Below are 22,832 nucleotides of genomic sequence, written 5' to 3'. Positions count from 1 at the left end.
TTATAATATTACATTCTTACGGTCAAGCTCCACCCCGACATTCGGCGGCGCGGCTCGCATCCTGAGGCCACGTAAATTTAGCGCAGGCCTTTGCGTTCATCTGCCGGTCGAGGATCGCGCCTTTGGGGCTTGCCCTAAATCAAACAAGCGCGCTGAAGTTCAAAGAGTTTAAGAAAGCGGCCCGAGGATTCGCTAGACTGGCGCGGCCATGCCGATCGCTCGGCTAACCTGAGGCTTTGGATGTTCGAAAAGATCCTCATCGCAAATCGCGGCGAGATCGCCTGCAGGGTGATCAAGACGGCGCGCAGAATGGGCGTCGCCACGGTTGCGGTCTATTCGGACGCGGACAGGGATGCGCTGCATGTCGCGCTTGCCGACGAGGCCCTGCCCTTGGGGCCGGCGCCCGCGTCCCAGTCCTATCTCGTCATCGAGAAGATCGTCGAAGCCTGCCGGGCGACCGGCGCGCAAGCGGTGCATCCGGGCTATGGGTTCCTGTCGGAGCGCCCCGATTTCGCGCGGGCTCTGCTCGAAAGCGGCATTGCATTCATCGGTCCGAACCCAATGGCGATCGAGGCCATGGGCGACAAGATCGCATCGAAGAGATTCGCTCAAGCGGCCAAAGTATCGACCGCGCCGGGATTCCTCGGCGTTATCGAGGATGCGGCCTTTGCCATCGAGATCGCCGAAGAGATCGGCTATCCGGTCATGATCAAGGCCTCGGCCGGCGGCGGCGGCAAGGGGATGCGCATCGCCTCTTCCCGCAACGAAATCGCCGACGGCTTCGCCCGCGCGAAGTCCGAGGCGAAAGCCTCATTCGGCGACGACCGGGTCTTCATAGAAAAGTTCATCGTCAACCCTCGCCATATCGAAATTCAGGTCCTCGGCGACAAGCACGGCAATGTCATCCATCTCGGCGAACGCGAATGCTCGATCCAGCGCCGCCATCAAAAGATCGTCGAGGAAGCGCCCTCGCCTCTCATCGACGAAGCGACGCGCCGCAAGATGGGCGAACAGGCGATCGCCCTCGCAAAGGCTGTAGATTACGATTCGGCCGGCACGGTGGAGTTCATCGTCGCTCAGGACAAGAGTTTCTATTTCCTCGAGATGAACACGCGGCTTCAGGTCGAGCATCCGGTGACCGAGCTCGTCACCGGCGTCGATCTTGTCGAGCAGATGATCAGAGTGGCTTGCGGAGAGCCCCTGTCGATCCGACAACGGGACGTGCATTTGCGCGGAGCCGCGATCGAAAGCCGCATCTATGCGGAAGACCCGACGCGCAATTTTCTTCCCTCAACCGGCCGTCTTGTGACCTACCGGCCGCCGGCCGAAGGCCATCGCGACGGGGTGACGATTCGCAACGACAGCGGCGTCTATGAGGGCGGCGAGATCACGATCTATTACGACCCGATGATCGCGAAACTCGTGACTCATTCGGGCGATCGCGGGGCGGCCATCGACGCTCAGGCGCGCGCGCTCGATCAATTCGCGATCGACGGCATCGGCCATAACATTCCATTTCTCGCCGCTCTGATGAACCATCCGCGCTTTCGCGCCGGAGACCTTTCGACGGCCTTCATCGCGCAAGAATATCCAAGCGGTTTCACGCCGCTTGCGCCCGAGGGAGAGATCGCGCATCTCTTCGTCGCCGCCGCCGCCGCGATCGATCATCTCATGAATGAGCGCAAACGGCTGATCTCCGGCCAGATGCGCACAGCGCGCCCGGTCAGTTTCGAGCGCGACCGTTCTGTCATGCTTGGGAAGATGCGCCATGACATAAGGCTGGAAGATGGCGATGAGGGCCTGCTCGTCCGCTTCGAGGCGACCGGCCACGCCCATCTCTGCGCCTCGCATTGGACGCCGGGCCAACCGGTCTGGACCGGCGCGATCGACGGCGAAGAGATTGCGGTCCAGGTGCGGCTCGTCCCAAATGGCTATGCCCTTGCGCATCGCGGCTTCGCCGTCGACGCCTTTGTCTATACGCGGCGCGAGGCGGAGCTTGCCGCGCTCATGCCGGAGAAGCGGTCGTCGGACCGCTCGAAACTGCTGCTCTGCCCGATGCCGGGACTTGTCAAGGCGATCAACGTCGTCCCTGGGCAGGAGGTGAAAGCCGGCGAAACCCTCTGCATTGTCGAGGCTATGAAAATGGAAAACGTCCTGCAGGCGGAGCAGGATGCGACAATCAGAAAGATCGCCGCGAGGGAGGGCGATTCGCTCGCCGTCGATGCGGTGATCCTGGAATTCGTGTGAAAGCTCAGCCTTCGGCGGTGGTCGGATCGATGAGGTTCTTCACCTCCGAGACGCGATTGGCGGGGAAACCGCCGCGTTTGGCGTGCTCCAGAACCGTCCGCTCGTCCGGAGCAATGTAGATGCAATAGATCTTGTCATCGGTGACGAAGCTTTCGAGCCATTGAACTTTCGGCCCCAGCTCGCTCAGCACCGCGCAGGAATTCTGCGAAATTCCAACAAGCTCTTGTCGGCTGAGCCGGCCAGCCCCTGGCACGTTGCGTTCAACCACATATTTGGGCATCTGTCCCCTCTCTTAAACACGCTTTCGTTCTCGCATTAGATACTGTTGATGAGCGCCCCTATCAAATGGCTCTTGTCAGAAGCAGCGCCCTTCCTGCCGCCTGTGTCTCAAGCGGCAGGATTGGACGGTCTCGCATTCGACGCTGCGGATCATTTGATTTCGATCGGCAATGTGCGATCGGTCAATGCTTGGTTGGATTATTGATCGCGATCCGTTTCGCCTTGGTCTGCGCCCGCTCGCTCTTCGGCAGGAGGACCTTGAGAACCCCATTCTTGAACGAGGCCTCGATATTGTCTTCGGCAATGTCCACGCCGACCGGGATCTGGCGTTCGAACCGGCCATAGAAGCGCTCGCTGAACTGGCGGTCCTTATCTTCGATCTCGGATTTTTTTTCGCCGCGTATGATCAGATTGCCGTCGCTGAACAAAAGCTCGACGTCTTTTTCCTCGAGGCCTGGGATTTCGGCCGAAACGTTAATTTCCTTCTCGGTTTCCGCCACCTCGATCTTCGGCCAGCCCATATTGGCGAAAGCATGCTTTCTTCCGAGAAGCGATGGGGCGTCGAAACCGCGAAAGGCTTCGTCGAGCAGACGATTCATCTCGCGCTGAAGCGTCAAGAAAGGACTCGACCTTTCGTCGCGATAAAAGTCCGGGGCCTGTTCGGAGCCCCTTGTCCAGGGAATAAGATCACGCATATTCATGACTTCTCCTCCAGATTTTCGAGCCGACGCGCGCAGCGCCGAAACGGCTCAGGATCAGGGCGCTTAAATGCGGATTGTGCAGCACGCCCGCCGGAGCACTTGCGCCGCTCAAGGCGCGGCATCGCTCTTGGCCGACCGCCTCTTTCGAAGGCCGACGCCTTAGAACCTGGAGAGCGATGCTTCGCTTTCAAGAGGCGGCCGGCGGGAAACCTGCGACTGCGATGTTTCGTCCCGCTTCGGGCGCCAAGGCGCGGCGTCGCTCTTTTTAATCACCCTCGCAGCAAACAATTGGCCTCTTGCGTCATGGCGCCGGTCGCGCCATTCTTCACGGTCGAGCGGCGTAAGGACGCCGCGGCGTTTGGGCCTTCAGTGGAGCGGGCCATGACCATTATCGAGCATGATTTCGGCAAGAAGGACCGCGACAGCGTGCGGCGCTTTGCGAAGCTCACGACCCTCGAGGCCCAGCACGAGGCCAAGGTTCTGGCCAATCCTTTGCCGTATCTCGAACGCGCGAACGAGCGGATCTCTCAGCTCGAAATGGCGCTGCAAGACGCCGGCAACGCCGCCAAGTTCACGCTCGGCGGCGAGCCCGAACCAGCGGCGGAGCCCGAAAAGATCCTGGTCGATAAGGCGGAATATGAGCGGCTTCTGCGCTGCAAGGAGCTGGTCGAGGCCGCGCTCGCGAAATTATGAGGGCCTGGGCGGTTTCAGACGAAGCCGTCCCGTGGATGAGAATTCGCGTAGCGACATGTCGCGCTATGCGTCCGTATGTTCGCGCCTTTGCGCAGCGTGTTTGACATTCAAAATGATGATTTCCTCAGCTCCCTCGTCAATTGTGTAATAGATGAGGTAGGGGTATTTAGGCGTCGTAAGCTTGCGCACGCCTTTCGCCTGCTGCAGCCGTCCTATTGACGGAAAGATGATCAGGCGCTGGAAGCTTGCGTATATCGCCGCCCGGACCTGCTGCGCGGCGACAGGATCATGCGCGCATATATAATCGGCGATCGCTGCGAGATTCTGAACGGCCCGCGGCGTGAAGCGCAGCCTCATAAATCAAAGCGGCGAAACGCGGCTTCAACTGCGGCGTCTGTGGCATATTCGCGTCGGCGGGCCTCCGCCAAGCTCTCCAATACATCCGCCAAATGTTCGGGATCGATTGGCTCCGCCTCGACCTCATCGCTCGCGGCCAGAGACAGCATGGCGCGCGCGATTTCGTCTTGCGCGTCGGCCGGCAAGCGGCGCACGGCCGCCAGAGCTTCGTCCAAGAGCTTCGTCATGAGGAAAGAATAGCCCCGCCCATTCGATGTATATATCTAATTATCCTAAACGAATTTGCCGAATGACGCACGCGTGAAGACGCGCGGCGTCCATCAGCCTTCGTCGCAGGCTTCTTGGAGATGCGCCCTTGGAGGGTGCGTTACGGCTTCTGCCCGATGCTCTCCCCTAGCCTCGCCGCATAGCGGGCCATCAGGTCGACTTCGAGATTGACGTCGTCGCCGATGCGCCTTTCGCCCCAGGTCGTGACCTTGAGCGTATGCGGGATGAGCAGCACCGAAAAAACATCGTCCTCGACGCTGTTGACCGTGAGCGACGCGCCGTCGAGCGAGACCGAGCCTTTTTCCGCGATGAACCGCGCAAGCTCCTTCGGCGCGCGGAAGGCGATGCGCCGCATCCCATCGAAATCCTCGATCGCGACAATCGAGGCGAGACCATCGACATGGCCCGTTACGATATGGCCGCCGAGTTCATCGCCGAGCTTCAATGAGCGTTCGAGATTGATCCGTCGTCCCGGCTTCCAGTCCCGCGCATTGGTTCGCGCCAAGGTTTCGGCCGCGACGTCAACCTCGAACCAGGTACGCTCGCCGCTCGCGCCGACCCCGACCACGGTCAGGCAGGGACCGCCGCAGGCGATCGAGGCGCCAAGCGCGATTGTCTCTGGGAGGTAAGAGCAAAGGATTCGCGCGCGGAAAAGCTCGCCGCGCGGTTCGATCCGCCCCACCTCGCCGACATCGCTCACGAGACCAGTGAACATTTCTAGGGAGCCTTTTCGTAGCGGGTCAGCCGATCGTCGCCGATCCGCCGCGTCTCGACCTTGACGTAGCGGGACGGATCGCCGAGCGCCGCCGCGGCCGCGGGGTCGAGACCCGCAAGGCCTTCACGCCCGAACGGTTTTTCCGCGGTGAGGATGATGACCTCATCGGCGAGACCTTGCCGGATCAAGCCCGATGCGATGCGCGGGCCGCCCTCGCTGAACGCGCGCGTCACGCCCCGCCCGCCCAAATGCTCGAGCGCGGCGGCAAGATCGACGCGCCGCGCCTGATCGCGGCGCACATAGGCGACCTCGACTTTTTCGTTGCGCAGACGCGAGGCGAGCGCCTCCGACGCCCCTGCCCCGGCTATGACAAGCGTCGGATGCGATTTGGCGGTCGCGACGAGGCGAGACTTCACGGATAGGCGGAGGTCGCTGTCAAGCGCCACGCGCAAGGGCTTACGCGCATCGAGCCCCGGAAGCCGCACATTCAGCAAAGGATCGTCGGCGGCGATCGTCCCGCCTCCGACCATTATGGCGTCATGCATCGAGCGCATGATGTGGACGAGTCCATTCGCGTGCGGCCCAGTAATGGCGAGACGCGGCTCATGGCTTGGCCCGGCCGCATAGCCGTCCGCCGTCAAGGCAAGCTTCAGGGCGACCAGCGGGCGCTTATGCGAGACGCGCAAAATATGGCCGAGATTGGCGCGGCGCGCTTCTTCCACAAGCACGCCTTTCGTCACCTCGATGCCGGCGTCGGACAATAATTTATGGCCGCGTCCGGCGACGCGCGGATCCGGATCGGAAATAGCGTAGACCACTCGCGCGATCTTGGCGGCGATGATCGCATCCGTGCAAGGCGGCGTCACGCCATGATGGCTGCAGGGCTCCAAGGTGACATAAATGGTCGCGCCGCGCGCGCGCGCTCCCGCCGCGCCCAAGGCTTCGGTTTCCGCATGGGGGCGTCCGCCGGGCTTGGTCCAGCCGCGGGCCAGAATGACTCCATCCTTGACGATCAGGGCGCCGACGGCAGGGTTGGGCGCGCAAAGGCCAAGCCCGCGCCGGCCAAGCGCGATCGCCGCCGCCATGAAACGCGCGTCAGTCTCAGGATTGATCATGCCCGGCTCGGCGAGCGCGCCTTTGTCGGCGGCTGGCCCGTGTCCTCTTCCGGCGCCACAAGGGCGCCATTCGCAAGTTCGTCGATCAAAGTATTGAAATCGCGCGCCTCGCGAAAATTACGATAGACCGAGGCGAAACGCACATAGGCGACGCTGTCGAGCGCGCGCAGCCCCTCCATGACGAGCTCGCCGATCCGTTCGCTCGGGATTTCGTTTTCGCCCTGGCTTTCGAGCTGGCGCACAATTCCATTGACCATGCGCTCGACCCGCTCGGGCTCGACCGGGCGCTTGCGCAAGGCGACCTCAAGCGAGCGCATCAGCTTTTCGCGCTCGAACGGAACCCGCCGGCCGGATTTCTTCAAGACCGTCAATTCCCGCAATTGCACGCGCTCGAAAGTGGTGAAGCGTCCTCCGCAATCGGGGCAGACTCGCCGGCGGCGGATGGACGAGGAATCATCCGTCGGCCGGGAGTCCTTCACCTGGGTTTCGAGACTGCCGCAATAAGGGCATCGCATGGCGGCTTTGCCTCAGCGAGTGGCCGCTCCCTCAATATATGGGGAAGCGTTTGGTCAATTCGACGGCTTCAGCCTTGACCTTGGCTTCGACCGCGCCATTTCCAGCATCGCCGTTCTTGGCCAAGCCGTCCAAGGTTTCGGCGATCAATTCGCCGACTTTCTTGAACTCGGCGACGCCGAAGCCGCGCGAGGTCGCCGCCGGAGCGCCGAGCCTGATGCCCGACGTCACCATCGGGCTCGCGGTGTCGAAGGGAACGCCATTCTTGTTGCAGGTGATCGAAGCGCGCCCGAGCGCGGCTTCCGCCGCCTTGCCGGTGAGCTGCTTCGGCCGCAAATCGACCAGCATGAGATGGTTGTCGGTGCCGCCGGACGCAAGGTCAAAGCCTTTATCCTTGAGGGTGGCGGCGAGCGCCTTGGCGTTATCGACGACCTGACGCGCGTAAACCTTGAAGTCCGGCTTCAGCGCCTCGCCGAAGGCGACCGCCTTGGCGGCGATGACATGCATGAGCGGACCGCCTTGCAGCCCCGGAAAGACCGCCGAATTGATCTTCTTGGCGATGGCTTCGTCATTGGTCAGGACCATGCCGCCGCGCGGGCCGCGCAAGGTCTTGTGCGTCGTTGTGGTGACGACATGGGCGTGCGGGAAGGGCGAGGGATGGACGCCGCCGGCGACGAGCCCAGCGAAATGCGCCATATCGACGAAGAAATAGGCGCCGACCGAATCGGCGATCTTGCGGAAGGCGGCGAAATCCCAATGTCGCGGATAGCCGGAGCCGCCGGCGAGGATAAGCTTCGGCTTATGCTCTTCGGCGAGGCGCGCGACGGCGTCTATGTCAATGAGATGATCATCCCGGCGCACTCCATAGGCGACCGGCTTGAACCAGCGGCCGGACAGATTGACCGCCGAGCCATGCGTCAAATGTCCGCCCGCCGCGAGGTCGAGCCCGAGGAACGTGTCGCCCGGCTGCAGCAAGGCGAGGAAAACCGCCTGATTGGCCTGGCTGCCGGAATTCGGCTGCACATTGGCGAATCCGCAATCGAATAGCCTCTTCGCGCGGTCGATCGCCAGATTTTCAGCGATATCGACGAATTGGCATCCCCCATAATAGCGCCGGCCGGGGTAGCCCTCGGCGTATTTATTGGTCAGGACCGAGCCTTGCGCCTCGAGCACGGCTTTCGAGACGATGTTTTCCGAAGCGATCAGCTCGATCTCATGTTGCTGACGACCAAGCTCCAGCTCGACCGCCTTGGCGATCTCTGGATCGGCCTCCGCAAGGCTCGCCGCGAAAAAAGAATTGGGAGCGGGCCCGCCGGTTTCGGCGTTGGATTGGCTCATTACAGGAGCTCCTGTGAAAATGCCGGGCGCGAGCTTAACGGCTCGGATAGGCTCAGCGAACCGCCCGGCTTGTGAGGCTTGTGAATAGGATTGGCCTTAGCATGCCAACCGACCGGAGTGAAAGCGGCAAGATAGCTGCCTTCGCGCTCTTTGGGCCTGTTTTGGCGCGAATCGCCGCTTTTTTCTTCGCGCCCGCCGTTCGAACTCAACCCGACGCGAGGCGCGCGTCGAGGCCGCGTCTATTCGCCCATCGGCGCGCTCCAAAAAGCGGCGTTATTCTTCGTCGCGCATGGGCTCGAGCACTTGGCTCCTCGCGCTGAGCGCGCGTTGCGGCGACGACTGTATCGCTTGCGGGATCGTCGCCGTCGCCGTCGTCGAAGCATTGTCGGCGGCGAGGGGGCCAAAACCATCGCGCTGATAAATATCCTCGCGGAACTGTGCGAGTCCTTCGGGCGTGGCCCAGGCGGTGATATAGACCCAATAGACTGGGACCTGTGTCGCAATCTTGGCGTCGATGCGTTGCCCGGACCGAATCGCCTCGTCGATATGCTCGCGGTCCCAGCCGGGCGTATCCTTGAGCAGCCAGGTCACATAATCGCGAACATTCTGGACGCGGATGCAGCCGGACGACACGAAACGATCGTCATCCCCGAAAATTCCCTTCTCGGGCGTGTCGTGCATATAGACGCCGTAAGGATTATTGATGTTGATGCGCACGACGCCAAGCGAATTCACGTCGCCGCCCGGATCCTGGCGAAATTTGTAATTGACCGCCTCGAGCGAATTCCAATTGACTTGATCCGACTGCAGCTCCTGGCCTTCCTTGTTGAAGATTCGGATCTTGTGGTCGTTCAGATAATTTGCGTCCTTCTGCATGCGCGGGATCAGATCCTTGCGAATGATCGAGGCCGGCACCGTCCAATAGGGATTGAAGTTGATGTCGATCGCCTTGGTCATCATGACCGGCGACTGGCGGTCGATCTTGCCGACGCCTGCGTTATGACGCGTCGCGACCACGCCGTTCTCGACCGTCTCGACCGCCATGGCCGGAATATTGGCCATGACGAATCGTTCGCCGAGATTACCGGAATAGGAGCGCAGACGAACGAGATTGACCTCAAGCTGCCGCAATCTGACGTCGGCCGGCACATTGAGCGCGGCGAAGGTTTCCTTCGAGACGACCCCCGTCTCCGTGAGGCCATGCCGCGCCTGGAAATGCTTGACCCCGGCGTCGACGTAGGAATCGAAAATCGGCGAACCTCCGACGGAGGGATCAAGATCTCCCGACGCCGCAAGCCGCTTTCTCAGCGCGACCACCGCCGGACCGCTGACGCCGAGCTTCAGCACATGCCCAGCCGGAACCATGCCCCAGCCGCCGTCCGCGACGATCTGACGATAGGTTTCGATCGCCTGTTCGGTCGCGGCGAAAGTCTGCACGGACAGGACCGGGGTATTCGAGCGCGTGATCGCGAGGCGCGGATCGGCGTCATAGCGCTGAGCCCATTCCGCCTGCTCTCCAAACAATCCGCCGCCCTGCGCCGCAAGCGCGTCAAAGGACGGAAGCAACCCAAAGCCAGCCAGCAGAGCGGCGAAGATCGATCCGCGCGCCGCATCGCGACGCGCCAAGCCGAGCGAACCTGTTGTCACCTTGAACTCCACCTTTGGAACTCCAATCTTGCGCCTTCGACCTTAGCCCTTCCAGCCTTGCGCCCTCAAATCCTCGCCTTTTCCGCCAATCGGCCTTTGCAAGAATCTTTTGACAAGAGACCTGTGCTCAACGCCAGCGGCGCCGATAGTCGCACTCGGAAGACCATTTCCAGGGCTCGGCCGCAAGTCAAAGCGGCGTGAGCGCCCTTCCCTTAAGTTAGGGCCACGATGGTTAACAAGATAGAAACAGGGCGGCGAATCTATGGCGAACAAGCGCAATTTGGGTCAAGCGCTCTCAATGATGACTGGATAATGTCGTCTGCGTGACGCCGGCCGTTGGAACAGGCCGGTCGCCCGTCCCTCCAAATCCGGACTCGGCAAGTCCAAGCCGATCCCTTTCGAAGCGAAACTCGGAACATTGCTTTGCTTATACTGTCACGAGGGGGGACAGAGCCGGTCGATTTCCATTTAGAGCCTGAACCTTATCTGGTCGGTCCAGAACCGCTCCAGCCGAACCAGCGATTGGTTGAGCCGAGCAAACTCATCGGAGGCGATGCCGCCGATTTGCTCGACCGTGGTGACATGCTTGTCATAGAGGCCGGCGACGACGTCATGCACGTCGCGGCCTTTATCGGTCAGGCTGATGCGGACGGCGCGGCGATCGATGCGCGAGCGGGCGTGATGAAGATAGCCGGTTTCGACGAGCTTTTTCACATTATAGGAGACGTTGGAGCCGAGGTAATATCCCCGCGTGCGCAATTCGCCGGCGGTCAGCTCCTTGTCGCCAATATTATAGAGCAGCAAGGCCTGGACCGAGTTGACGTCGCTGCGGCCGCGCCGGTCGAATTCGTCCTTGATGACGTCGAGCAGGCGGCGATGAAGCCGCTCCACCAGCGTCAAGGCTTCGAGATAGACCGGGCGAACCTCGGCGATCCGCTCCACTCGGGCCTGCGACGCATCGCTCTTCAGCGCATTGACCATGACTCAATTCCTCATATTTTCGAATTGCGGCGCGAATTGAATTTTGCGCCTCTATGAGATGAAAATAAGAGCCACCGGTGAAAGCCAGTTTAAGTAATAGGCTGAATCGTCGGTTTACATGTCTCGGTGAATCAAACATGAAATAAAGAAAGGCTTTACGATTAAGAGCTTCTAAACTTGTTGATATTGTGTTAATCTATTACACAATGTATAGTATTAAAGCTAAACATGCGGTAAACTACATCTTATATTCATATATAGCTTTACGGGATACGTTCGCGTTTTCTATTATATCGACAATCCGCGAATCGCCGAAGAGACTATACCGAGACCGCGGGGCCCGCGGAATCGACGATTCGATCCAGCTCTTCAAGGATCGTGGCCAGAAAAAGGCGCGCGACGGCTTTTTTAACTCGGGACTTGCTCCGACTTCATCGATCATGGGCGGCCCTTGGCCGATCTCGCGAGAGCCTTTCATTGAACAGGGCTTGGGCCAACTTGCGGGATCACGTGTTGACCGGAGCATTTTTCGCCGCCCTTCTTCTTGGAGCCGCCGAAACAATTCGTCTTTAACCAAGCGGCGGCAGTGATTCAGCCGGCGAACGCGGACGGAGCCACGCAATGATGATTGCCCCAAAAATCAAATTCGACGCCGTAGATAAGCTTCCTTCGCAAGCGCGCGATGAAATCGCCGCTCTTCTCCAGGCCCGCTACGGCGACGACAAACCAGGCCTGCCGCCCTATTGGAACGACACGCTCGCCGGCATTTTGGCGCATCGCTCGGTGCGCGGCTATCTTCCGGCGCCCTTGCCGCAAGGCGCGCTCGAACTGATCGTCGCCGCGGCGCAATCGGCTGCGACCTCGTCGAACCTCCAGGCCTGGAGCGTCGTCGCGGTCGAGGACAAGGACCGCAAATTGCGCCTCGCAGCGCTCGCCGGAAATCAAAAGCACGTCGAGCAAACCCCGTTGCTCCTCGTGTTCCTCGCTGATCTTTCCCGTCTCGATCGCATTGCGCAAGATCACGGCCTGCACGCCGAGGCGCATGAATATCTCGAAAGCCTGCTCGTCGCCGTGATCGACGCCGCGCTCGCCGCGCAAAACGCGGTCGTCGCCGCGGAATCGCTCGGGCTCGGATCGGTCTATATCGGCGCCATCCGCAACAAGCCGGTGGAGGTCGCGGCGGAACTCGGCCTGCCGCCAAATGTGCTGGCCGTTTTCGGCTTGTGCCTCGGCTATCCTGACGAAGCCGCTGCGAGCGGCGTCAAGCCGCGCCTGCCGCAAAGCCTGGTGCTGCACAAGGAACGCTACAATTCGGAGAGTCCGGCGCAGGCGCTAGAAGCCTACGACCAGGAGATTCGGAAATTTCAAAAAGCCCAAGGGATGGCCGAAATCGCCTGGACGCAGCAAGCGCTCGATCGGGTCAAATCGGCGGGGTCTCTGAAGGGCCGAGACCGGCTCTCAGAGGCGCTGCACAAGCTCGGGTTCGGCTTGCGGTGACTGGCCCGCCTGCCCCGGTTATGGCGACGCGCGCGGCGAGCGCAAGTTCACACCATAGCCTGCGCTCGCGCCTCTCCTGCGCTAAAGCCAGCGGCGCGGAGGCGGACCCGATTCGGGAGGGAGGGTCGGATCGTTCGGCGGGGCCTGACCGCCGCCGCGGGTGAACGCCTTGTAGGCAAAGAAGGCGAGAATCGCCATCATTATTCGCGACATCCCGCCCTTCCCACTGCTCGCTCCGGTCTGCGGCTCGCCGCGAGGGCCATTCCACACTCCACGCATGACATCGCGCAATCCCATGTTCGTCTCCTGACGTCGTCAACTTGGATGCCAAGAAACGCCCGCAGACCAATGGCGTTCCCGCAGGGCCCGGGCCAAAAATAGAAGCGAGGATCGGAGGCGCCTTGGATGGAATTGATTTTAGTTTGGTGCGGACGACGGGAATCGAACCCGTATGACCTAAGGTCGAGGGATTTTAAGTCCCTTGCGTCTACCTGTTTCGCCACGTCCGCGTCTCGAGGCGCCGGAACCGCCGGATCTTCCCGCCCCTCGGCTTAAGCAACGGCTTTAACGGCGCCGGGCGCGCCATACAAGCGCGCCGACTTCAGCCGCGCTCTGACTGGGCGATCGGCGCCTGAAAACTCAGGCCCAGGTCCCAGGGAAAATAAATCCAGGTATCCTGCGAAACTTCGGTGATGAACGTATCGACAAGAGGACGTCCGAGCGGCTTGGCGTAAACGGTCGCGACATGCGCCTTCGGCAAGAGCGAGCGGACGAGTTTCACGGTCGCGCCTGTGTCGACAAGATCATCAATGACGAGAAGGCCTTCGCCGTCCTTGCGCCCAAGCTCGGGCGACACGGTCTTCAAGACTTTGACGCTGCCCTGGACCTTCTCGTCGACATAGCTCGCGACGCAGAACGTATCGATGATCCGCATATCGAGCTCGCGCGCGACGATCGCGGCCGGCACGAGCCCGCCCCTCGTGATCGCCACCACGCCGACGAAAGGCGCCGCGCCGCTCAAGCGCCAGGCGAGCGCCCGGGCGTCGCGATGGAATTGATCCCAGGACACATGAAAGGCTTTTTCCACAGATGGGTTCTTCTGCGTCGGAGGAGTCTGCATCTGGCGTTACGCTCGCCGTTGGGCGAGGCGCGACACAAGGGCGTTGATCGCCGCCGCGACGTCGCCGACCCGCATCGGATCCCTGCCGCGAACGACGATCTCATTGTGGAACCGGCCGTCGCGAAAGGACGGATAGGAGCCGATCGAAAGCTCCGGATTGGCGGAAGCGACTTCGCCGAGCGCGGCCGCATAGGCGCCCTCGGGCAGGCCGCCGGCCGAGACGGTCTCGGCGACCATGCGCGCGCCGGTCGCCAGCCGCGGCGCAACCTCGTCCAGCATGGCTTGCATGATCGTGGGCACGCCGGCCATGACGATGACATTGCCGATCCAGAAACCGGGGGCCTTCGATATCTTGTTCTCAACAAGCTCGGCGCCTTGGGGGATTCGCGCCATGCGCCGGCGCGCCTCGTTCAGATCCTCCGGCTTGATCCGCTCCAGCAAAAGCGCGATGGCGCGCGGGTCCTCGACGATCTCGACGCCCAAGGCGGCGCCGATCGCTTCGGCGGTGACATCGTCATGCGTAGGGCCTATCCCGCCGGTCGTGAACAGGTAATTGTAGCGCGCGCGCAAGGCGTTGACGGCGGCGACAATGTCGGCCTTGACATCCGCAACGACGCGCACCTCACGAAGATCGATGCCGATCTTGGTAAGATAATCGGCGATATAGCCGATATTCTTGTCCTTTGTGCGCCCGGACAGGATCTCGTCGCCGATGACGAGGATCGCCGCCGTCACGGAAGCCGCTTGCGTCATGGTCGTTCTCCCCGACATTTGCTACCACGAAAGCAGGCGGAATTCGACTTTTTCGAGCGCGAGGAGCGTCTCCCACTCCAGGCGTCACGGGCAGGCCCGACGCCGCCCCTTCCGCTTGCAGCGCAAAACGGCTTTGACGTGGAGTCCCTCTCGCCGCATAGTCAAGCTGGACGCGCGGGCTCCGCCGCGCAGAAATTCACCTGAGGACTCGCGCCGGCTCGAGGGCGAGATCAGATCATGCCGCCTGAAACAACCGCCGAGCAAGACGCCCGCGAGGCTCTTGCCAAGCATCCTTTTCCGCAAACGCCCTGGGTCAAAGTCGCGGATGAGGGAATCGTCATCGCAGCCGGCTATAGCGAGGCGCTCAATCGTCTCCTGCGCTGGATGCCCAAAGCCAAGTGGCGCGCCGACAGGCGGTCGTGGCTCATCCCTTTTTCGAGCGCCGAGGCGCTCCGCGCGGTGTTTCCGGAAATCACGCGGCTCGCGGACGCCGCGCAGGAATTGGACGAGCCGGACACGCGCCTGCGCGAGGCTCGGCCCCAGGCCGAGCCGGTCGCTGCGGGCGAGCCGGCCGGTCACCTGCAGGATCGCCTGAGGGAGGCCATGGAGCTTCTCCATGGCGAGGACTGGCGAGCGGCCTTGGCCAAGGAATTCCCCAATCCGGCGGTTTCCGAAGCGATCGCGAAAAAGCGGGCGCTCGACCCGGCCGACCCGATTTTCGCGGAACTCGCCGCCCGGCTTCGCCGCAACGCCGAAGCTCTCAATCTTGCGGCCGAGAGGCTCGAGGAAAGTCTTCGTCCGGCGCACGACGGCGCTTGAGCGACGCTGAAAGCGCGACTCCTGTGAAAGACTATATTCCCGAGCTCAGCGAATTACGGATGGTGCGGCGCGCCCCGGACGGCCCGCTGCCGTTCAGCCCCGAGGACAGAAACTACATTCTGTCCTGCGTCCAGGACGTAGAAAAAAGCTTCTGCGTCGCCGGCGATCCGGGCTGCGCGCCGGCGGACTTGTCGGCCCGAGCGCTCATCAAGCAACTGATCGAATGGTGGCGCACGCTTGAACCCGCGACCGACGCCCAGCGCGACGCCTATGGCCGGATGCCTGGGGCGATCAGGCTCATCGACACCGTCTCGACCTGGGTCGAGGAGCAGGAGGCGCGAAAACGCGCCAGAGTGGGCGAGACATGACCCGCAGCTTCGAATAAAGCTTGGCCTTGTCGCTACAATGCCTTAGACCCTATTCGCTTCGGCGCTGGCATGGCTGGAGCCTGCCGACGAAATTTGGTCGGCCTGGCTTTGGATGCGATCCATGAGCAGAAATTCGGTTATCCCGGTGACGCATCGGGCGCTCGGCGCGATGCTCCGCGTCACGGTCGCGGACGGATTCTCGTTCGATCTGACGCCGGAAGAGGCGCGAACGCTCGCCCGCGCGCTCGCAGCCGTCCGCGAGGGCAACAGCACAGTCGACGAAATCTATATGAGCCCGATCGCAAGCGATAAGGATTTCTCGGCCAAAGTGACGCCGGAAGGATTGCTGCTGCAAGGCCCGGAACCGCCGCTGCGTCTCGAATGGCCAGAGGTTGGCGAAATCGCCGCATCCCTGGCGGAGCTCGCCGGTCCCGGTTGAGGGCGGGAGCTACTCGCCCAAGAGGTGCAGCACGATCTCGCGCCTATGCGGGGCGCGCCTGTGCTCGAAAACATAAACGCCCTGCCAAGTCCCCAAAACCATTCGGCCCGACTCGACCGGAATCGCGAGCTGAACCTGGGTCAGCGCGGTTCTTATATGGGCTGGCATGTCATCCAGGCCTTCGGTCGCGTGGATATAAAGGTCGCGGCCTTCAGGCGCGATCCCCTCGAAAAAGGCATAGAGATCGGCGCGGACGTCAGGGTCGGCGTTTTCCTGAATAAGGAGCGAAGCCGAAGTGTGCCGGCAAAAGAGGGTCAGCAAGCCGGTTGAGATCCTCTGCCCGCTCAGCCAGCTCGACACGTCGCGGGTGATCTCAACAAGGCCTTTGCCTTTGGTGGGAACATGCAAGTGATGGAGTGCTTGCCGCATCAGGGCTCGGAAAGGTCTTGAGAAGGGAATTCAGCGCGGCCATTGCGTCCGCGTAAGTCTCGCCGCGTCCTATCTCACCTCGAAATCCTGCGGCGGCGCGTCCTTCACGCCTTCGAGCGCGAAATGCCACCATTCCTGAGGCAGATTAGAGAAGCCGTGCCGCTGCATCAGCGCGGAAAGCTTGGCGCGATTGGCTTTCGCCGCGGCTCCTACATTGGGATTCCGGGTCGCCGAGGCTTCGTCAAAGAGATCGAAAGGCGTGCCGAAATCGAGCCCTACGATGCCGATGTCAACCGCTAGGCCGGTCGAATGGGCGGAGGCCTTGGCGATATAGCCGAGCTCGAACAGCGCCTTTTTGTCGATATTTGGATAATAGAGCGTCTTCATCGCCTGATCGGCGGCGTCCTGCGCCCAGGCGATGAAGGCTTTGGTCGCCCGTTGGGGACGGTAGCAATCATAGACGATGAGGCGGAGCCCTTCGCTTTCGGCCTCCTTCTGGGCGGCGGCGAGCGCCTCCGCCACCTCGCGGCGCAGCCAGCATTGCGGCGCGACATAACCGGGCACGGGACGGCCGGTGAAATTATTGTCGCTGGCGTAGCGCATGTCTTGCTTGACGCCGGGCGCAATATCGGCGAGCCGGACGAAATCATGCGGCAGCCCCCCTCCGGCGGCGGCTCCCGCGCACATGGAGCAAAGCGTAAGCAGCGTGATCGCGGCGGAATGAACTTCGCTCATCCTCTTTGAATCCCTGCGGGGGGCGCTCCGGCAGCGCCGCCCTTTCGACTGGCCGAGCTTGCAGCAAAAGCAGCGCTAACGCCATGGCTCAATCAAAAAAAGCCATTAACTCGGCGCCGATCGGATGTGTCTGCGCATTTACGCCTCAAATGATGGGAACTTTGAGTTGGGAATTCCCTCGACCCATTGGGGCCGACGAAGCGTCATGTACTCTTGTGCCGCCGTTTCGCCGCGACCACATCAGTGCTCGGCCAAAATCGGCCCGCCGGGGAGCGCGAAGAAACGTGACGGCGTCTGGACTATTTGTCCAAGGCGCGCTCTTTCGGCATATCGGGTTCGGCGTCGCCGCGCGAACCGCAAGGCTGGGAGCAGAAGGATGAGCGACTGGAGCGGATTTGATCGACGAGGGGCGCCGCCCCCGATTTTTGTGCCGGCCTATCTTCCGCCCGAGGCGCTCGCCGGAGTGCGGACGCGGCGCGTCTTCGCCCTCATTCTTGACCTCGTCCTCGTCTCGATCCTGTCCTTCGCGCTCTGGGTGGTCCTCGCCGTCCTGACCTTTGGGCTTTCGTTGCTGCTCCTGCCGCCGCTATTTCCCTTGGTGGCCTTTTTCTACAATGGCCTGACCATCTCAAGCTGGCGGATGGCGACGCCCGGCATGCAGGCGATGGACCTCGAAATGCGGCTCGTTGATGGCCAAAGGACTCCTTTCCTCAATGCTGCAGTGCACGCCGTCCTCTTCTATTTCAGCACGATGTTTCTTCCGATTTTCCTTGTTTCGTTTTTCGCCGAAGGCAAAAGATGTCTGCACGATATTCTTGCCGGCGTGATCGTGATTCGGCGCCCAATTTGATGAATCGGCTCATCATCATGTCCTTTGCAGCAGGCCCCGAAAGCGCTAGCCTGCGAATTCCGCAGCCGAACCTTCGACATAGGGGCCGACCAGCTTGACGCGAGAGCCGCGCGACGCGCCGCAGTTCTATCTGACGGCGCCCTCCGTCTGCCCTTATCTCCCGGATCGGCAGGAGCGCAAGGTCTTCACCCATTTGATCGGCGGCCGCGCCGTGGCGCTGAACGACCAGCTGACGCTCTCCGGCTTCCGGCGTTCGCAGACGATCGCCTATCGGCCGGCATGCGAACACTGCCGCGCCTGCGTCTCGGTCAGGGTGAAGGTCGATGAATTTCGTCCGTCGCGCAATTTCCGCCGCGTCCTCGAACACAATGCTGATCTCGTCGGGACGGTTGGACGCGCCGAGCCGACCTCGGAGCAATATTCGCTGTTTCGCCGCTATCTAGACACGAGGCATGGCGAAGGCGGCATGGCCGACATGACGGTTCTCGACTATTCGATGATGATCGAGGACAGCCATGTCGAGACCCGCCTTGTCGAATATCGCTCCATCGCCGGCGGGGCGCATAGCCGCGGCGGACAGCCGCTTCTCGCCGCCTGCCTGACCGATCTCCTCGCCGACGGGCTCTCGATGGTCTATTCTTTCTACGCGCCCGACCAGCCGCAGCGTTCGCTCGGCACTTACATGATTCTCGACCATATCGAGCGGGCGCGGCGTCTCGGCCTGCCGCATGTCTATCTAGGCTATTGGGTCGAGGGTTCGCAGAAAATGTCCTACAAGTCGCGTTTCCTGCCGCAGGAGCGGCTCGGCATGAACGGCTGGGAGCGGGCGGAATAGCGCCGGCGCGTCCGACGCATCACCAGATAAACCAGATAAAGATGCGTTGGCGTTTTTCACCCGAACCGATTGTTCTTCGGGAACCCGCGCGGCGGCAGCCGCCCGGCTTCGGCGCGATTGCCGATCCAATCCTTCAGCTCGCTCGCACCAACGGTGAACGTCCGTCCGGCGGAATCCTGCCAGGACAGCCCCTCCTTGAGGATGAAAACCTTGGCGTCGGCTATGCCGCCATCCTTGTATCTTTGTAACCGGACGCCTTTGCCGCGCGCCATTTCCGGGACCTGATCGAGCGGAAAGACCAGGAGCTTGCGATTTTCCCCGATCACGGCGACATGGTCGCCCTCGGCCGCGACGACGAGCGCCGCTTTCGCGGGCTCATCGACATTGATGAGCTGCTTGCCCTTGCGCGTGCCGCCGATCATCTCATCCTGCGAGGCTGTGAACCCGCGCCCATCGCTCGCCGACACCAGCATTTTCGCACCGGGCGCATAAGGGAACACCGCGCTGATCGTCTCGCCCTCGCCAATATCGGCCAAGAGCCGGATGGGCTCGCCTTGGCTGCGCCCGCCCGGAAGCTTGCCGGCGTCAAGGGTGAAAACCTTGCCGCCGCTCGCAAGCACGAGAATTTTGGACGTGGTCTCGGCGAAGAACGAAACATAAAGCCGATCGTCGCCCTTGAACTGCAGGTTCGAGAGGTCCGCGACCTGGCCCTTGAGCGCGCGGATCCAGCCCTTTTCCGAAACGACCACGGTGACCGGCTCGCGCTCCACCATAGCTTCGGCAAAATCCGCCGACGCAATATCGGGCGCTTCGCCGAAACTCGTGCGGCGCCGGCCGTCCTTAGTCTCCGGGCCATATTTCTTCTTGAGCTCGCGGACTTGCGCGGCGATCGTCTTCCATTGCTTGACTTCATCGCCGAGCAATCGCTCGATCTCGCGCTTCTCCTTGACGAGATCGTCATGCTCGCGCCGAAGCTGCATTTCCTCGAGCCGGCGCAAGCTCCGCAACCGGGTGTCGAGAATGTAATTCGCCTGTAAATCGGAGAGCTCGAACGCGCTTTTCAGAGCGTCCTTCGGCTCCTCCTCCTCGCGGATGATTCGGATCACCTCATCGAGATTGAGGAAGACGATGAGCATGCCGGCGACGACTTCCAGCCGCCGCTCGATCTCGGCCTGCCTATGCCGCGAACGGCGCAGGAGCACGTCGCGGCGATGGTCGAGCCATTGCTGCAAGGCCTCCTTGAACGACACGACGCGCGGCAGGACGCCGTCGACGAGCACGTTCATGTTCATCGGAAACCGGGTCTCGAGCTCGCTCAGCTTGAAGAGTTGCTCCATCAAGACTTCGGGGTCGACGGTGCGCGCGCGCGGCTCGATGACGACGCGCACATCCTCGGCGGACTCATCGCGGATATCGGCGACAAGCGGCAGCTTCTTGTCGTTCAAAAGCTCGGCGATCTTTTCGATGAGCCGCGACTTCTGCACCATATAGGGAATTTCGGTGACGACGATGACCCATGCTCCGCGCGCGCTTTCCTCCTTGGACCAACGCGCCCGCAGCCTGAAAGAGCCGCGCCCCGTGCGATAGGTCTCGGCGATCGACTCTTTCGATTCAACGATAATGCCGCCGGTCGGGAAGTCCGGCCCCGGCGCGAAATTCAGCAATTGATCCACGGTCGCATTCGGATGCGCGATCAGATAAAGCGCCGCGTCGCAAAGCTCGGCGAGATTATGCGGCGGGACCGAGGTCGCCATGCCGACGGCGATTCCCTGCGCGCCATTGGCGAGCAGGTTCGGCAAGGCGGCGGGCAGGACGACGGGCTCCTTCTGGTCGCCCGAATAGTTGTCGCGAAAATCGACCGCGTCCTCATCGATGCCTTCGAGCAAGAGCCGCGCGACATCCGTCATCCGCGCTTCGGTGTAGCGATAGGCGGCTGCGCTATCGCCGTCGATATTGCCGAAATTGCCCTGCCCGTCGACGAGCGGATAGCGCGAGGAGAAATCCTGGGCGAGCCGCACGAGGGCGTCGTAGATCGCCTGATCGCCATGCGGATGGAAGGAGCCCATCACGTCGCCGACGATTTTCGCGCATTTCTTGAAAGGCGCGCCGGGGTCGAGACGCAGGATCTGCATGCCGTAGAGAATGCGCCGATGCACGGGCTTCAGGCCATCGCGGGCGTCGGGCAAAGCCCGGCCCATGATGGTCGAGAGCGCATAGGCGAGATAGCGCTCCTCCAGCGCATCGCGCAGATTGACGAGTTCGGCGCCGCCGCTTGGAGTCGGCGGCGCCGGAGGCTGAACATTCTTTCCCATGCGCCAAGGCCTAAACGACGGCCCGCGGCAGCGCAAGTTCTCTTTTTGTTCGTGACGCCTTTAGCCACAGAACCGGCGCCTTTCGAACCGGTTTTCGCCTCTCCGGCAGTGCTTGCTGTGTCCGCCCCGCACTAGATCGGCGCGAGGCCCTCGGCTAGAAGACACGGGCTTGCCAGGGCGCCACGCGGGGTGCGGGGCCACACCGACGGAACCTCAACGAAGCTTAAGCATTATAGCGGCTGAAGCTGCGTCATTGCCTTGACGCCCGGCTTTTGGAATGGAACCGACATGAACAGAGTGGCTTCAATTTTTGGTTTGGCAGTGACTTTCGCGGTGATATTTTTGGCTTATTCCGGAACGCCCGAGGCGTCCAACGCCGAGGCGCAATCGGCCCAAATGGCCGAAGCCCAAGGCAAAAACTGCGTCAGCCGCGAGATCGCGCTCGACGAAGGCTATGGTGTGACCCGGACCGAAACCCGCCTCGTCTGCGCAGACGACTGAGAGGCCCCGCTTATCGGGCGCCAAGACAATAATCCTTCAAGACCGAGACAATCGCATCGGTGAGGCGCTTCAGATCCTCCTCACCGATCATGAAAGCCGGCGTCAGATAGACAATATTGCGGAAAGGGCGCACCCAAACGCCCGCCGCGACAAAGCGGCGCTTCAACTCCCCCATATCCTCGATTCGATCAAGCTCCACCACGCCGATCGCGCCTTTGACCCTCACGTCGCGCACCCCGGGAAGATCCCTGCAGGGTTCGAGATCGCGCGAGAGCGCGGCGGAAATCCGCGCGACCTGCTCAAGGCGCGGCTCGGTCGCAAAAAGATCGAGCGAGGCGTTGGCCGCGGCGCAGGCAAGCGCATTGCCCATGAAGGTCGGGCCATGCATCAAGGCACGTTGCGGCTCGTCCGACGCGAAAGCGTCAAAGACCGAGCTTTTGGCGATCGTCGCGGCGAGCCCCATTGTGCCGCCGGTCAGCGCCTTCGACAGCGTGACAATGTCCGGAACGACATTCGCCGCCTCGCAGGCGAACATGGCTCCGGTGCGTCCGAAGCCTGTGAAAATCTCATCAAAGATCAAAAGGAGGCCATGCCGGTCCGCCGCTGCCCTGAGCGTTCGCAAAACATCGGCGTCATGAAACAGCATTCCGCCCGCGCCCTGTACAAGAGGCTCGACGATTATGCCGGCAAGCTCTTGCGCATGATGATCGACAAGCGCGTTGAAAGCCTCGCGGCTTGACGTGTCAACTGGCAGATCGGCGATGACCTGCTTTTGCAAGACATCGGCGAAAAGGGTGTGCATCCCCTCTTCGGGATCGCAGACCGCCATGGTCGCGAAAGTGTCGCCGTGATAGCCGCCCTTGAAGGCGAGGAAGCGGGTGCGATGGCTAACCCCTTGGTTCAGCCAAAACTGCACCGCCATTTTCATCGCGACCTCGACGGCGACCGATCCGCTGTCGGAGAAGAAAACCCGATCGAGGCCGTCCGGCAGCAGAGCCGCGAGCCGCCGCGCCAAGGTAAGGGCCGGCTCATGCGCGAGTCCGCCGAACATGACATGCGGCATCTCGCCGAGCTGGCGGATCACGGCGTCACGGATATGCGGATGGTTATAGCCATGGCAGGCGGTCCACCAGCTTGCGATCCCATCGACCAGCTCGCGGCCGTCGGCGAGAGTTATGCGCGAGCCATTGGTGCGAATGACCGGAAGCGGCGGCGCTTCCGTCTTCATCTGGGTGTAAGGCAGCCAGATATGCGGCATGCCTTGCGAGAACCAATCCGGCGGATCGCCGCTCATGTCAGTTCGCCTCCGGTCCGCCGGCTC

At 61.8% G+C, this 22,832-nt stretch carries 26 protein-coding genes and 1 tRNA gene; 9 read left to right on the top strand and 18 right to left on the bottom strand.

Features of this window, described 5'->3' with window-relative positions:
• The first annotated feature begins 240 nt into the window (after window positions 1-240).
• Window positions 241-2,247: an acetyl-CoA carboxylase biotin carboxylase subunit gene (locus RZS28_RS14505; RefSeq protein ID WP_407338447.1), complete on the top strand. Its 2,007-nt coding sequence runs from the start codon at window positions 241-243 to the stop codon at window positions 2,245-2,247.
• Between the two features lie 4 nt (window positions 2,248-2,251).
• Here RZS28_RS14505 and RZS28_RS14500 read toward each other — a convergent pair whose 3' ends face one another.
• Entirely contained in the window at window positions 2,252-2,527 is a 276-nt protein-coding gene (locus RZS28_RS14500; RefSeq protein WP_407338446.1) for a DUF4242 domain-containing protein, read from the bottom strand.
• 181 nt (window positions 2,528-2,708) lie between these two features.
• Window positions 2,709-3,227 carry an Hsp20/alpha crystallin family protein gene (locus RZS28_RS14495; RefSeq protein ID WP_407338445.1) on the bottom strand — a complete coding sequence of 173 codons (519 nt, stop codon included), beginning with the start codon at window positions 3,225-3,227 and terminating at the stop codon, window positions 2,709-2,711.
• Window positions 3,228-3,530: 303 nt separating this feature from the next.
• On the opposite strand from RZS28_RS14495, the gene RZS28_RS14490 reads away from it, so the two are divergent.
• Window positions 3,531-3,920: a hypothetical protein gene (locus RZS28_RS14490; protein ID WP_407338444.1), complete on the top strand. Its 390-nt coding sequence runs from the start codon at window positions 3,531-3,533 to the stop codon at window positions 3,918-3,920.
• Window positions 3,921-3,983: 63 nt separating this feature from the next.
• Here the strand turns inward: RZS28_RS14490 and RZS28_RS14485 are convergent, their stop codons facing one another.
• The 8 genes from RZS28_RS14485 to ldtR all read right to left on the bottom strand — a co-directional run bounded on the left by RZS28_RS14485 (window position 3,984) and on the right by ldtR (window position 10,853).
• On the bottom strand, window positions 3,984-4,277 hold the full coding sequence (locus RZS28_RS14485; RefSeq protein WP_407338443.1) for a type II toxin-antitoxin system RelE/ParE family toxin: 294 nt from the start codon (window positions 4,275-4,277) through the stop codon (window positions 3,984-3,986).
• Window positions 4,274-4,504: a hypothetical protein gene (locus RZS28_RS14480; protein WP_407338442.1), complete on the bottom strand. Its 231-nt coding sequence runs from the start codon at window positions 4,502-4,504 to the stop codon at window positions 4,274-4,276. Before RZS28_RS14480 ends, RZS28_RS14485 begins: the two co-directional genes overlap by 4 nt.
• Before the next feature lie 140 nt (window positions 4,505-4,644).
• Complete coding sequence (locus tag RZS28_RS14475) at window positions 4,645-5,259, bottom strand: riboflavin synthase (RefSeq protein WP_407338441.1); 615 nt, start codon at window positions 5,257-5,259, stop codon at window positions 4,645-4,647.
• A 2-nt stretch (window positions 5,260-5,261) separates the two neighbouring features.
• Complete coding sequence (ribD, locus tag RZS28_RS14470; RefSeq protein WP_407338440.1) at window positions 5,262-6,374, bottom strand: bifunctional diaminohydroxyphosphoribosylaminopyrimidine deaminase/5-amino-6-(5-phosphoribosylamino)uracil reductase RibD; 1,113 nt, start codon at window positions 6,372-6,374, stop codon at window positions 5,262-5,264.
• Entirely contained in the window at window positions 6,371-6,889 is a 519-nt protein-coding gene (nrdR, locus tag RZS28_RS14465) for a transcriptional regulator NrdR (RefSeq protein ID WP_407338438.1), read from the bottom strand. Before nrdR ends, ribD begins: the two co-directional genes overlap by 4 nt.
• Window positions 6,890-6,920: 31 nt before the next feature.
• Complete coding sequence (gene glyA, locus RZS28_RS14460) at window positions 6,921-8,225, bottom strand: serine hydroxymethyltransferase (protein ID WP_407338437.1); 1,305 nt, start codon at window positions 8,223-8,225, stop codon at window positions 6,921-6,923.
• Between the two features lie 273 nt (window positions 8,226-8,498).
• On the bottom strand, window positions 8,499-9,872 hold the full coding sequence (locus tag RZS28_RS14455) for a murein L,D-transpeptidase (protein WP_407338436.1): 1,374 nt from the start codon (window positions 9,870-9,872) through the stop codon (window positions 8,499-8,501).
• Window positions 9,873-10,340: 468 nt separating this feature from the next.
• Entirely contained in the window at window positions 10,341-10,853 is a 513-nt protein-coding gene (ldtR, locus tag RZS28_RS14450) for a transcriptional regulator LdtR (RefSeq protein WP_407338435.1), read from the bottom strand.
• A gap of 621 nt (window positions 10,854-11,474) precedes the next feature.
• Between ldtR and RZS28_RS14445 the strand changes: the two genes are divergently transcribed.
• Window positions 11,475-12,350, top strand: a complete 876-nt coding sequence (locus RZS28_RS14445) for an NADPH-dependent oxidoreductase (RefSeq protein ID WP_407338434.1) — start codon at window positions 11,475-11,477, stop codon at window positions 12,348-12,350.
• A gap of 81 nt (window positions 12,351-12,431) precedes the next feature.
• On the opposite strand, the gene RZS28_RS14440 is transcribed toward RZS28_RS14445, so the two are convergent.
• The 4 genes from RZS28_RS14440 to RZS28_RS14425 form a co-directional block, all read right to left on the bottom strand.
• Window positions 12,432-12,647, bottom strand: a complete 216-nt coding sequence (locus tag RZS28_RS14440; RefSeq protein WP_407338433.1) for a hypothetical protein — start codon at window positions 12,645-12,647, stop codon at window positions 12,432-12,434.
• A gap of 126 nt (window positions 12,648-12,773) precedes the next feature.
• Window positions 12,774-12,859: transfer RNA gene (locus tag RZS28_RS14435), tRNA-Leu, on the bottom strand.
• 92 nt (window positions 12,860-12,951) lie between these two features.
• The gene (gpt, locus tag RZS28_RS14430; protein ID WP_407338432.1) at window positions 12,952-13,470 is read right to left on the bottom strand and encodes a xanthine phosphoribosyltransferase; all 519 of its coding nucleotides are present in this window, start codon (window positions 13,468-13,470) and stop codon (window positions 12,952-12,954) included.
• A gap of 6 nt (window positions 13,471-13,476) precedes the next feature.
• Window positions 13,477-14,223 (bottom strand): competence/damage-inducible protein A, encoded by a 747-nt coding sequence (locus RZS28_RS14425; RefSeq protein WP_407338431.1) that lies wholly within the window; start codon window positions 14,221-14,223, stop codon window positions 13,477-13,479.
• Window positions 14,224-14,460: 237 nt separating this feature from the next.
• On the opposite strand from RZS28_RS14425, the gene RZS28_RS14420 reads away from it, so the two are divergent.
• The 3 genes from RZS28_RS14420 (at window position 14,461) to RZS28_RS14410 (ending at window position 15,849) form a co-directional block, all read left to right on the top strand.
• Entirely contained in the window at window positions 14,461-15,042 is a 582-nt protein-coding gene (locus tag RZS28_RS14420; protein WP_407338430.1) for a hypothetical protein, read from the top strand.
• Window positions 15,039-15,410 carry a hypothetical protein gene (locus RZS28_RS14415; protein WP_407338429.1) on the top strand — a complete coding sequence of 124 codons (372 nt, stop codon included), beginning with the start codon at window positions 15,039-15,041 and terminating at the stop codon, window positions 15,408-15,410. Before RZS28_RS14420 ends, RZS28_RS14415 begins: the two co-directional genes overlap by 4 nt.
• Window positions 15,411-15,531: 121 nt before the next feature.
• Window positions 15,532-15,849, top strand: coding sequence for a hypothetical protein (locus tag RZS28_RS14410; protein ID WP_407338428.1), 318 nt, complete (start codon window positions 15,532-15,534; stop codon window positions 15,847-15,849).
• Window positions 15,850-15,858: 9 nt separating this feature from the next.
• Here RZS28_RS14410 and RZS28_RS14405 read toward each other — a convergent pair whose 3' ends face one another.
• Window positions 15,859-16,278, bottom strand: coding sequence for a secondary thiamine-phosphate synthase enzyme YjbQ (locus RZS28_RS14405; RefSeq protein WP_407338427.1), 420 nt, complete (start codon window positions 16,276-16,278; stop codon window positions 15,859-15,861).
• 69 nt (window positions 16,279-16,347) lie between these two features.
• Window positions 16,348-17,013, bottom strand: a complete 666-nt coding sequence (locus RZS28_RS14400; RefSeq protein ID WP_407338426.1) for a M15 family metallopeptidase — start codon at window positions 17,011-17,013, stop codon at window positions 16,348-16,350.
• Window positions 17,014-17,389: 376 nt separating this feature from the next.
• Between RZS28_RS14400 and RZS28_RS14395 the strand changes: the two genes are divergently transcribed.
• Both RZS28_RS14395 and RZS28_RS14390 read left to right on the top strand, forming a co-directional pair.
• Complete coding sequence (locus RZS28_RS14395) at window positions 17,390-17,863, top strand: RDD family protein (protein WP_407338425.1); 474 nt, start codon at window positions 17,390-17,392, stop codon at window positions 17,861-17,863.
• Between the two features lie 94 nt (window positions 17,864-17,957).
• Complete coding sequence (locus tag RZS28_RS14390; protein WP_407338424.1) at window positions 17,958-18,698, top strand: arginyltransferase; 741 nt, start codon at window positions 17,958-17,960, stop codon at window positions 18,696-18,698.
• Window positions 18,699-18,754: 56 nt separating this feature from the next.
• Here the strand turns inward: RZS28_RS14390 and parC are convergent, their stop codons facing one another.
• Window positions 18,755-21,010: a DNA topoisomerase IV subunit A gene (gene parC / locus RZS28_RS14385; RefSeq protein WP_407338423.1), complete on the bottom strand. Its 2,256-nt coding sequence runs from the start codon at window positions 21,008-21,010 to the stop codon at window positions 18,755-18,757.
• A 288-nt stretch (window positions 21,011-21,298) separates the two neighbouring features.
• On the opposite strand from parC, the gene RZS28_RS14380 reads away from it, so the two are divergent.
• Window positions 21,299-21,511, top strand: coding sequence for a hypothetical protein (locus tag RZS28_RS14380; protein ID WP_407338422.1), 213 nt, complete (start codon window positions 21,299-21,301; stop codon window positions 21,509-21,511).
• A gap of 10 nt (window positions 21,512-21,521) precedes the next feature.
• Here RZS28_RS14380 and RZS28_RS14375 read toward each other — a convergent pair whose 3' ends face one another.
• Complete coding sequence (locus tag RZS28_RS14375) at window positions 21,522-22,805, bottom strand: adenosylmethionine--8-amino-7-oxononanoate transaminase (RefSeq protein ID WP_407338421.1); 1,284 nt, start codon at window positions 22,803-22,805, stop codon at window positions 21,522-21,524.
• Window positions 22,806-22,832 lie beyond the last annotated feature (27 nt).

It is taken from the genome of Methylocapsa polymorpha (genome assembly GCF_045689225.1).
Taxonomy (GTDB): Bacteria; Pseudomonadota; Alphaproteobacteria; order Rhizobiales; family Beijerinckiaceae; genus Methylocapsa; species Methylocapsa polymorpha.
This window is presented reverse-complemented; position numbering and strand designations above follow the sequence as displayed.

Excerpts from the sequence above, each read along its gene's own strand:
- ribD (WP_407338440.1), bottom strand. The coding sequence starts at position 6,374 with ATGATCAATCCTGAGACTGACGCGCGTTTCATGGCGGCGGCGATCGCG.
- glyA (WP_407338437.1), bottom strand. The coding sequence starts at position 8,225 with ATGAGCCAATCCAACGCCGAAACCGGCGGGCCCGCTCCCAATTCTTTT.
- RZS28_RS14480 (WP_407338442.1), bottom strand. The coding sequence starts at position 4,504 with ATGACGAAGCTCTTGGACGAAGCTCTGGCGGCCGTGCGCCGCTTGCCG.
- RZS28_RS14375 (WP_407338421.1), bottom strand. The coding sequence starts at position 22,805 with ATGAGCGGCGATCCGCCGGATTGGTTCTCGCAAGGCATGCCGCATATC.
- RZS28_RS14485 (WP_407338443.1), bottom strand. The coding sequence starts at position 4,277 with ATGAGGCTGCGCTTCACGCCGCGGGCCGTTCAGAATCTCGCAGCGATC.
- RZS28_RS14505 (WP_407338447.1), top strand. The coding sequence starts at position 241 with ATGTTCGAAAAGATCCTCATCGCAAATCGCGGCGAGATCGCCTGCAGG.
- RZS28_RS14500 (WP_407338446.1), bottom strand. The coding sequence starts at position 2,527 with ATGCCCAAATATGTGGTTGAACGCAACGTGCCAGGGGCTGGCCGGCTC.
- RZS28_RS14425 (WP_407338431.1), bottom strand. The coding sequence starts at position 14,223 with ATGACGCAAGCGGCTTCCGTGACGGCGGCGATCCTCGTCATCGGCGAC.
- RZS28_RS14395 (WP_407338425.1), top strand. The coding sequence starts at position 17,390 with ATGAGCGACTGGAGCGGATTTGATCGACGAGGGGCGCCGCCCCCGATT.
- RZS28_RS14410 (WP_407338428.1), top strand. The coding sequence starts at position 15,532 with ATGAGCAGAAATTCGGTTATCCCGGTGACGCATCGGGCGCTCGGCGCG.
- RZS28_RS14400 (WP_407338426.1), bottom strand. The coding sequence starts at position 17,013 with ATGAGCGAAGTTCATTCCGCCGCGATCACGCTGCTTACGCTTTGCTCC.
- ldtR (WP_407338435.1), bottom strand. The coding sequence starts at position 10,853 with ATGGTCAATGCGCTGAAGAGCGATGCGTCGCAGGCCCGAGTGGAGCGG.
- RZS28_RS14440 (WP_407338433.1), bottom strand. The coding sequence starts at position 12,647 with ATGGGATTGCGCGATGTCATGCGTGGAGTGTGGAATGGCCCTCGCGGC.
- RZS28_RS14405 (WP_407338427.1), bottom strand. The coding sequence starts at position 16,278 with ATGCGGCAAGCACTCCATCACTTGCATGTTCCCACCAAAGGCAAAGGC.
- RZS28_RS14490 (WP_407338444.1), top strand. The coding sequence starts at position 3,531 with ATGGCGCCGGTCGCGCCATTCTTCACGGTCGAGCGGCGTAAGGACGCC.
- RZS28_RS14445 (WP_407338434.1), top strand. The coding sequence starts at position 11,475 with ATGATGATTGCCCCAAAAATCAAATTCGACGCCGTAGATAAGCTTCCT.
- RZS28_RS14380 (WP_407338422.1), top strand. The coding sequence starts at position 21,299 with ATGAACAGAGTGGCTTCAATTTTTGGTTTGGCAGTGACTTTCGCGGTG.
- nrdR (WP_407338438.1), bottom strand. The coding sequence starts at position 6,889 with ATGCGATGCCCTTATTGCGGCAGTCTCGAAACCCAGGTGAAGGACTCC.
- RZS28_RS14495 (WP_407338445.1), bottom strand. The coding sequence starts at position 3,227 with ATGAATATGCGTGATCTTATTCCCTGGACAAGGGGCTCCGAACAGGCC.
- gpt (WP_407338432.1), bottom strand. The coding sequence starts at position 13,470 with ATGCAGACTCCTCCGACGCAGAAGAACCCATCTGTGGAAAAAGCCTTT.
- RZS28_RS14475 (WP_407338441.1), bottom strand. The coding sequence starts at position 5,259 with ATGTTCACTGGTCTCGTGAGCGATGTCGGCGAGGTGGGGCGGATCGAA.
- RZS28_RS14420 (WP_407338430.1), top strand. The coding sequence starts at position 14,461 with ATGCCGCCTGAAACAACCGCCGAGCAAGACGCCCGCGAGGCTCTTGCC.
- parC (WP_407338423.1), bottom strand. The coding sequence starts at position 21,010 with ATGGGAAAGAATGTTCAGCCTCCGGCGCCGCCGACTCCAAGCGGCGGC.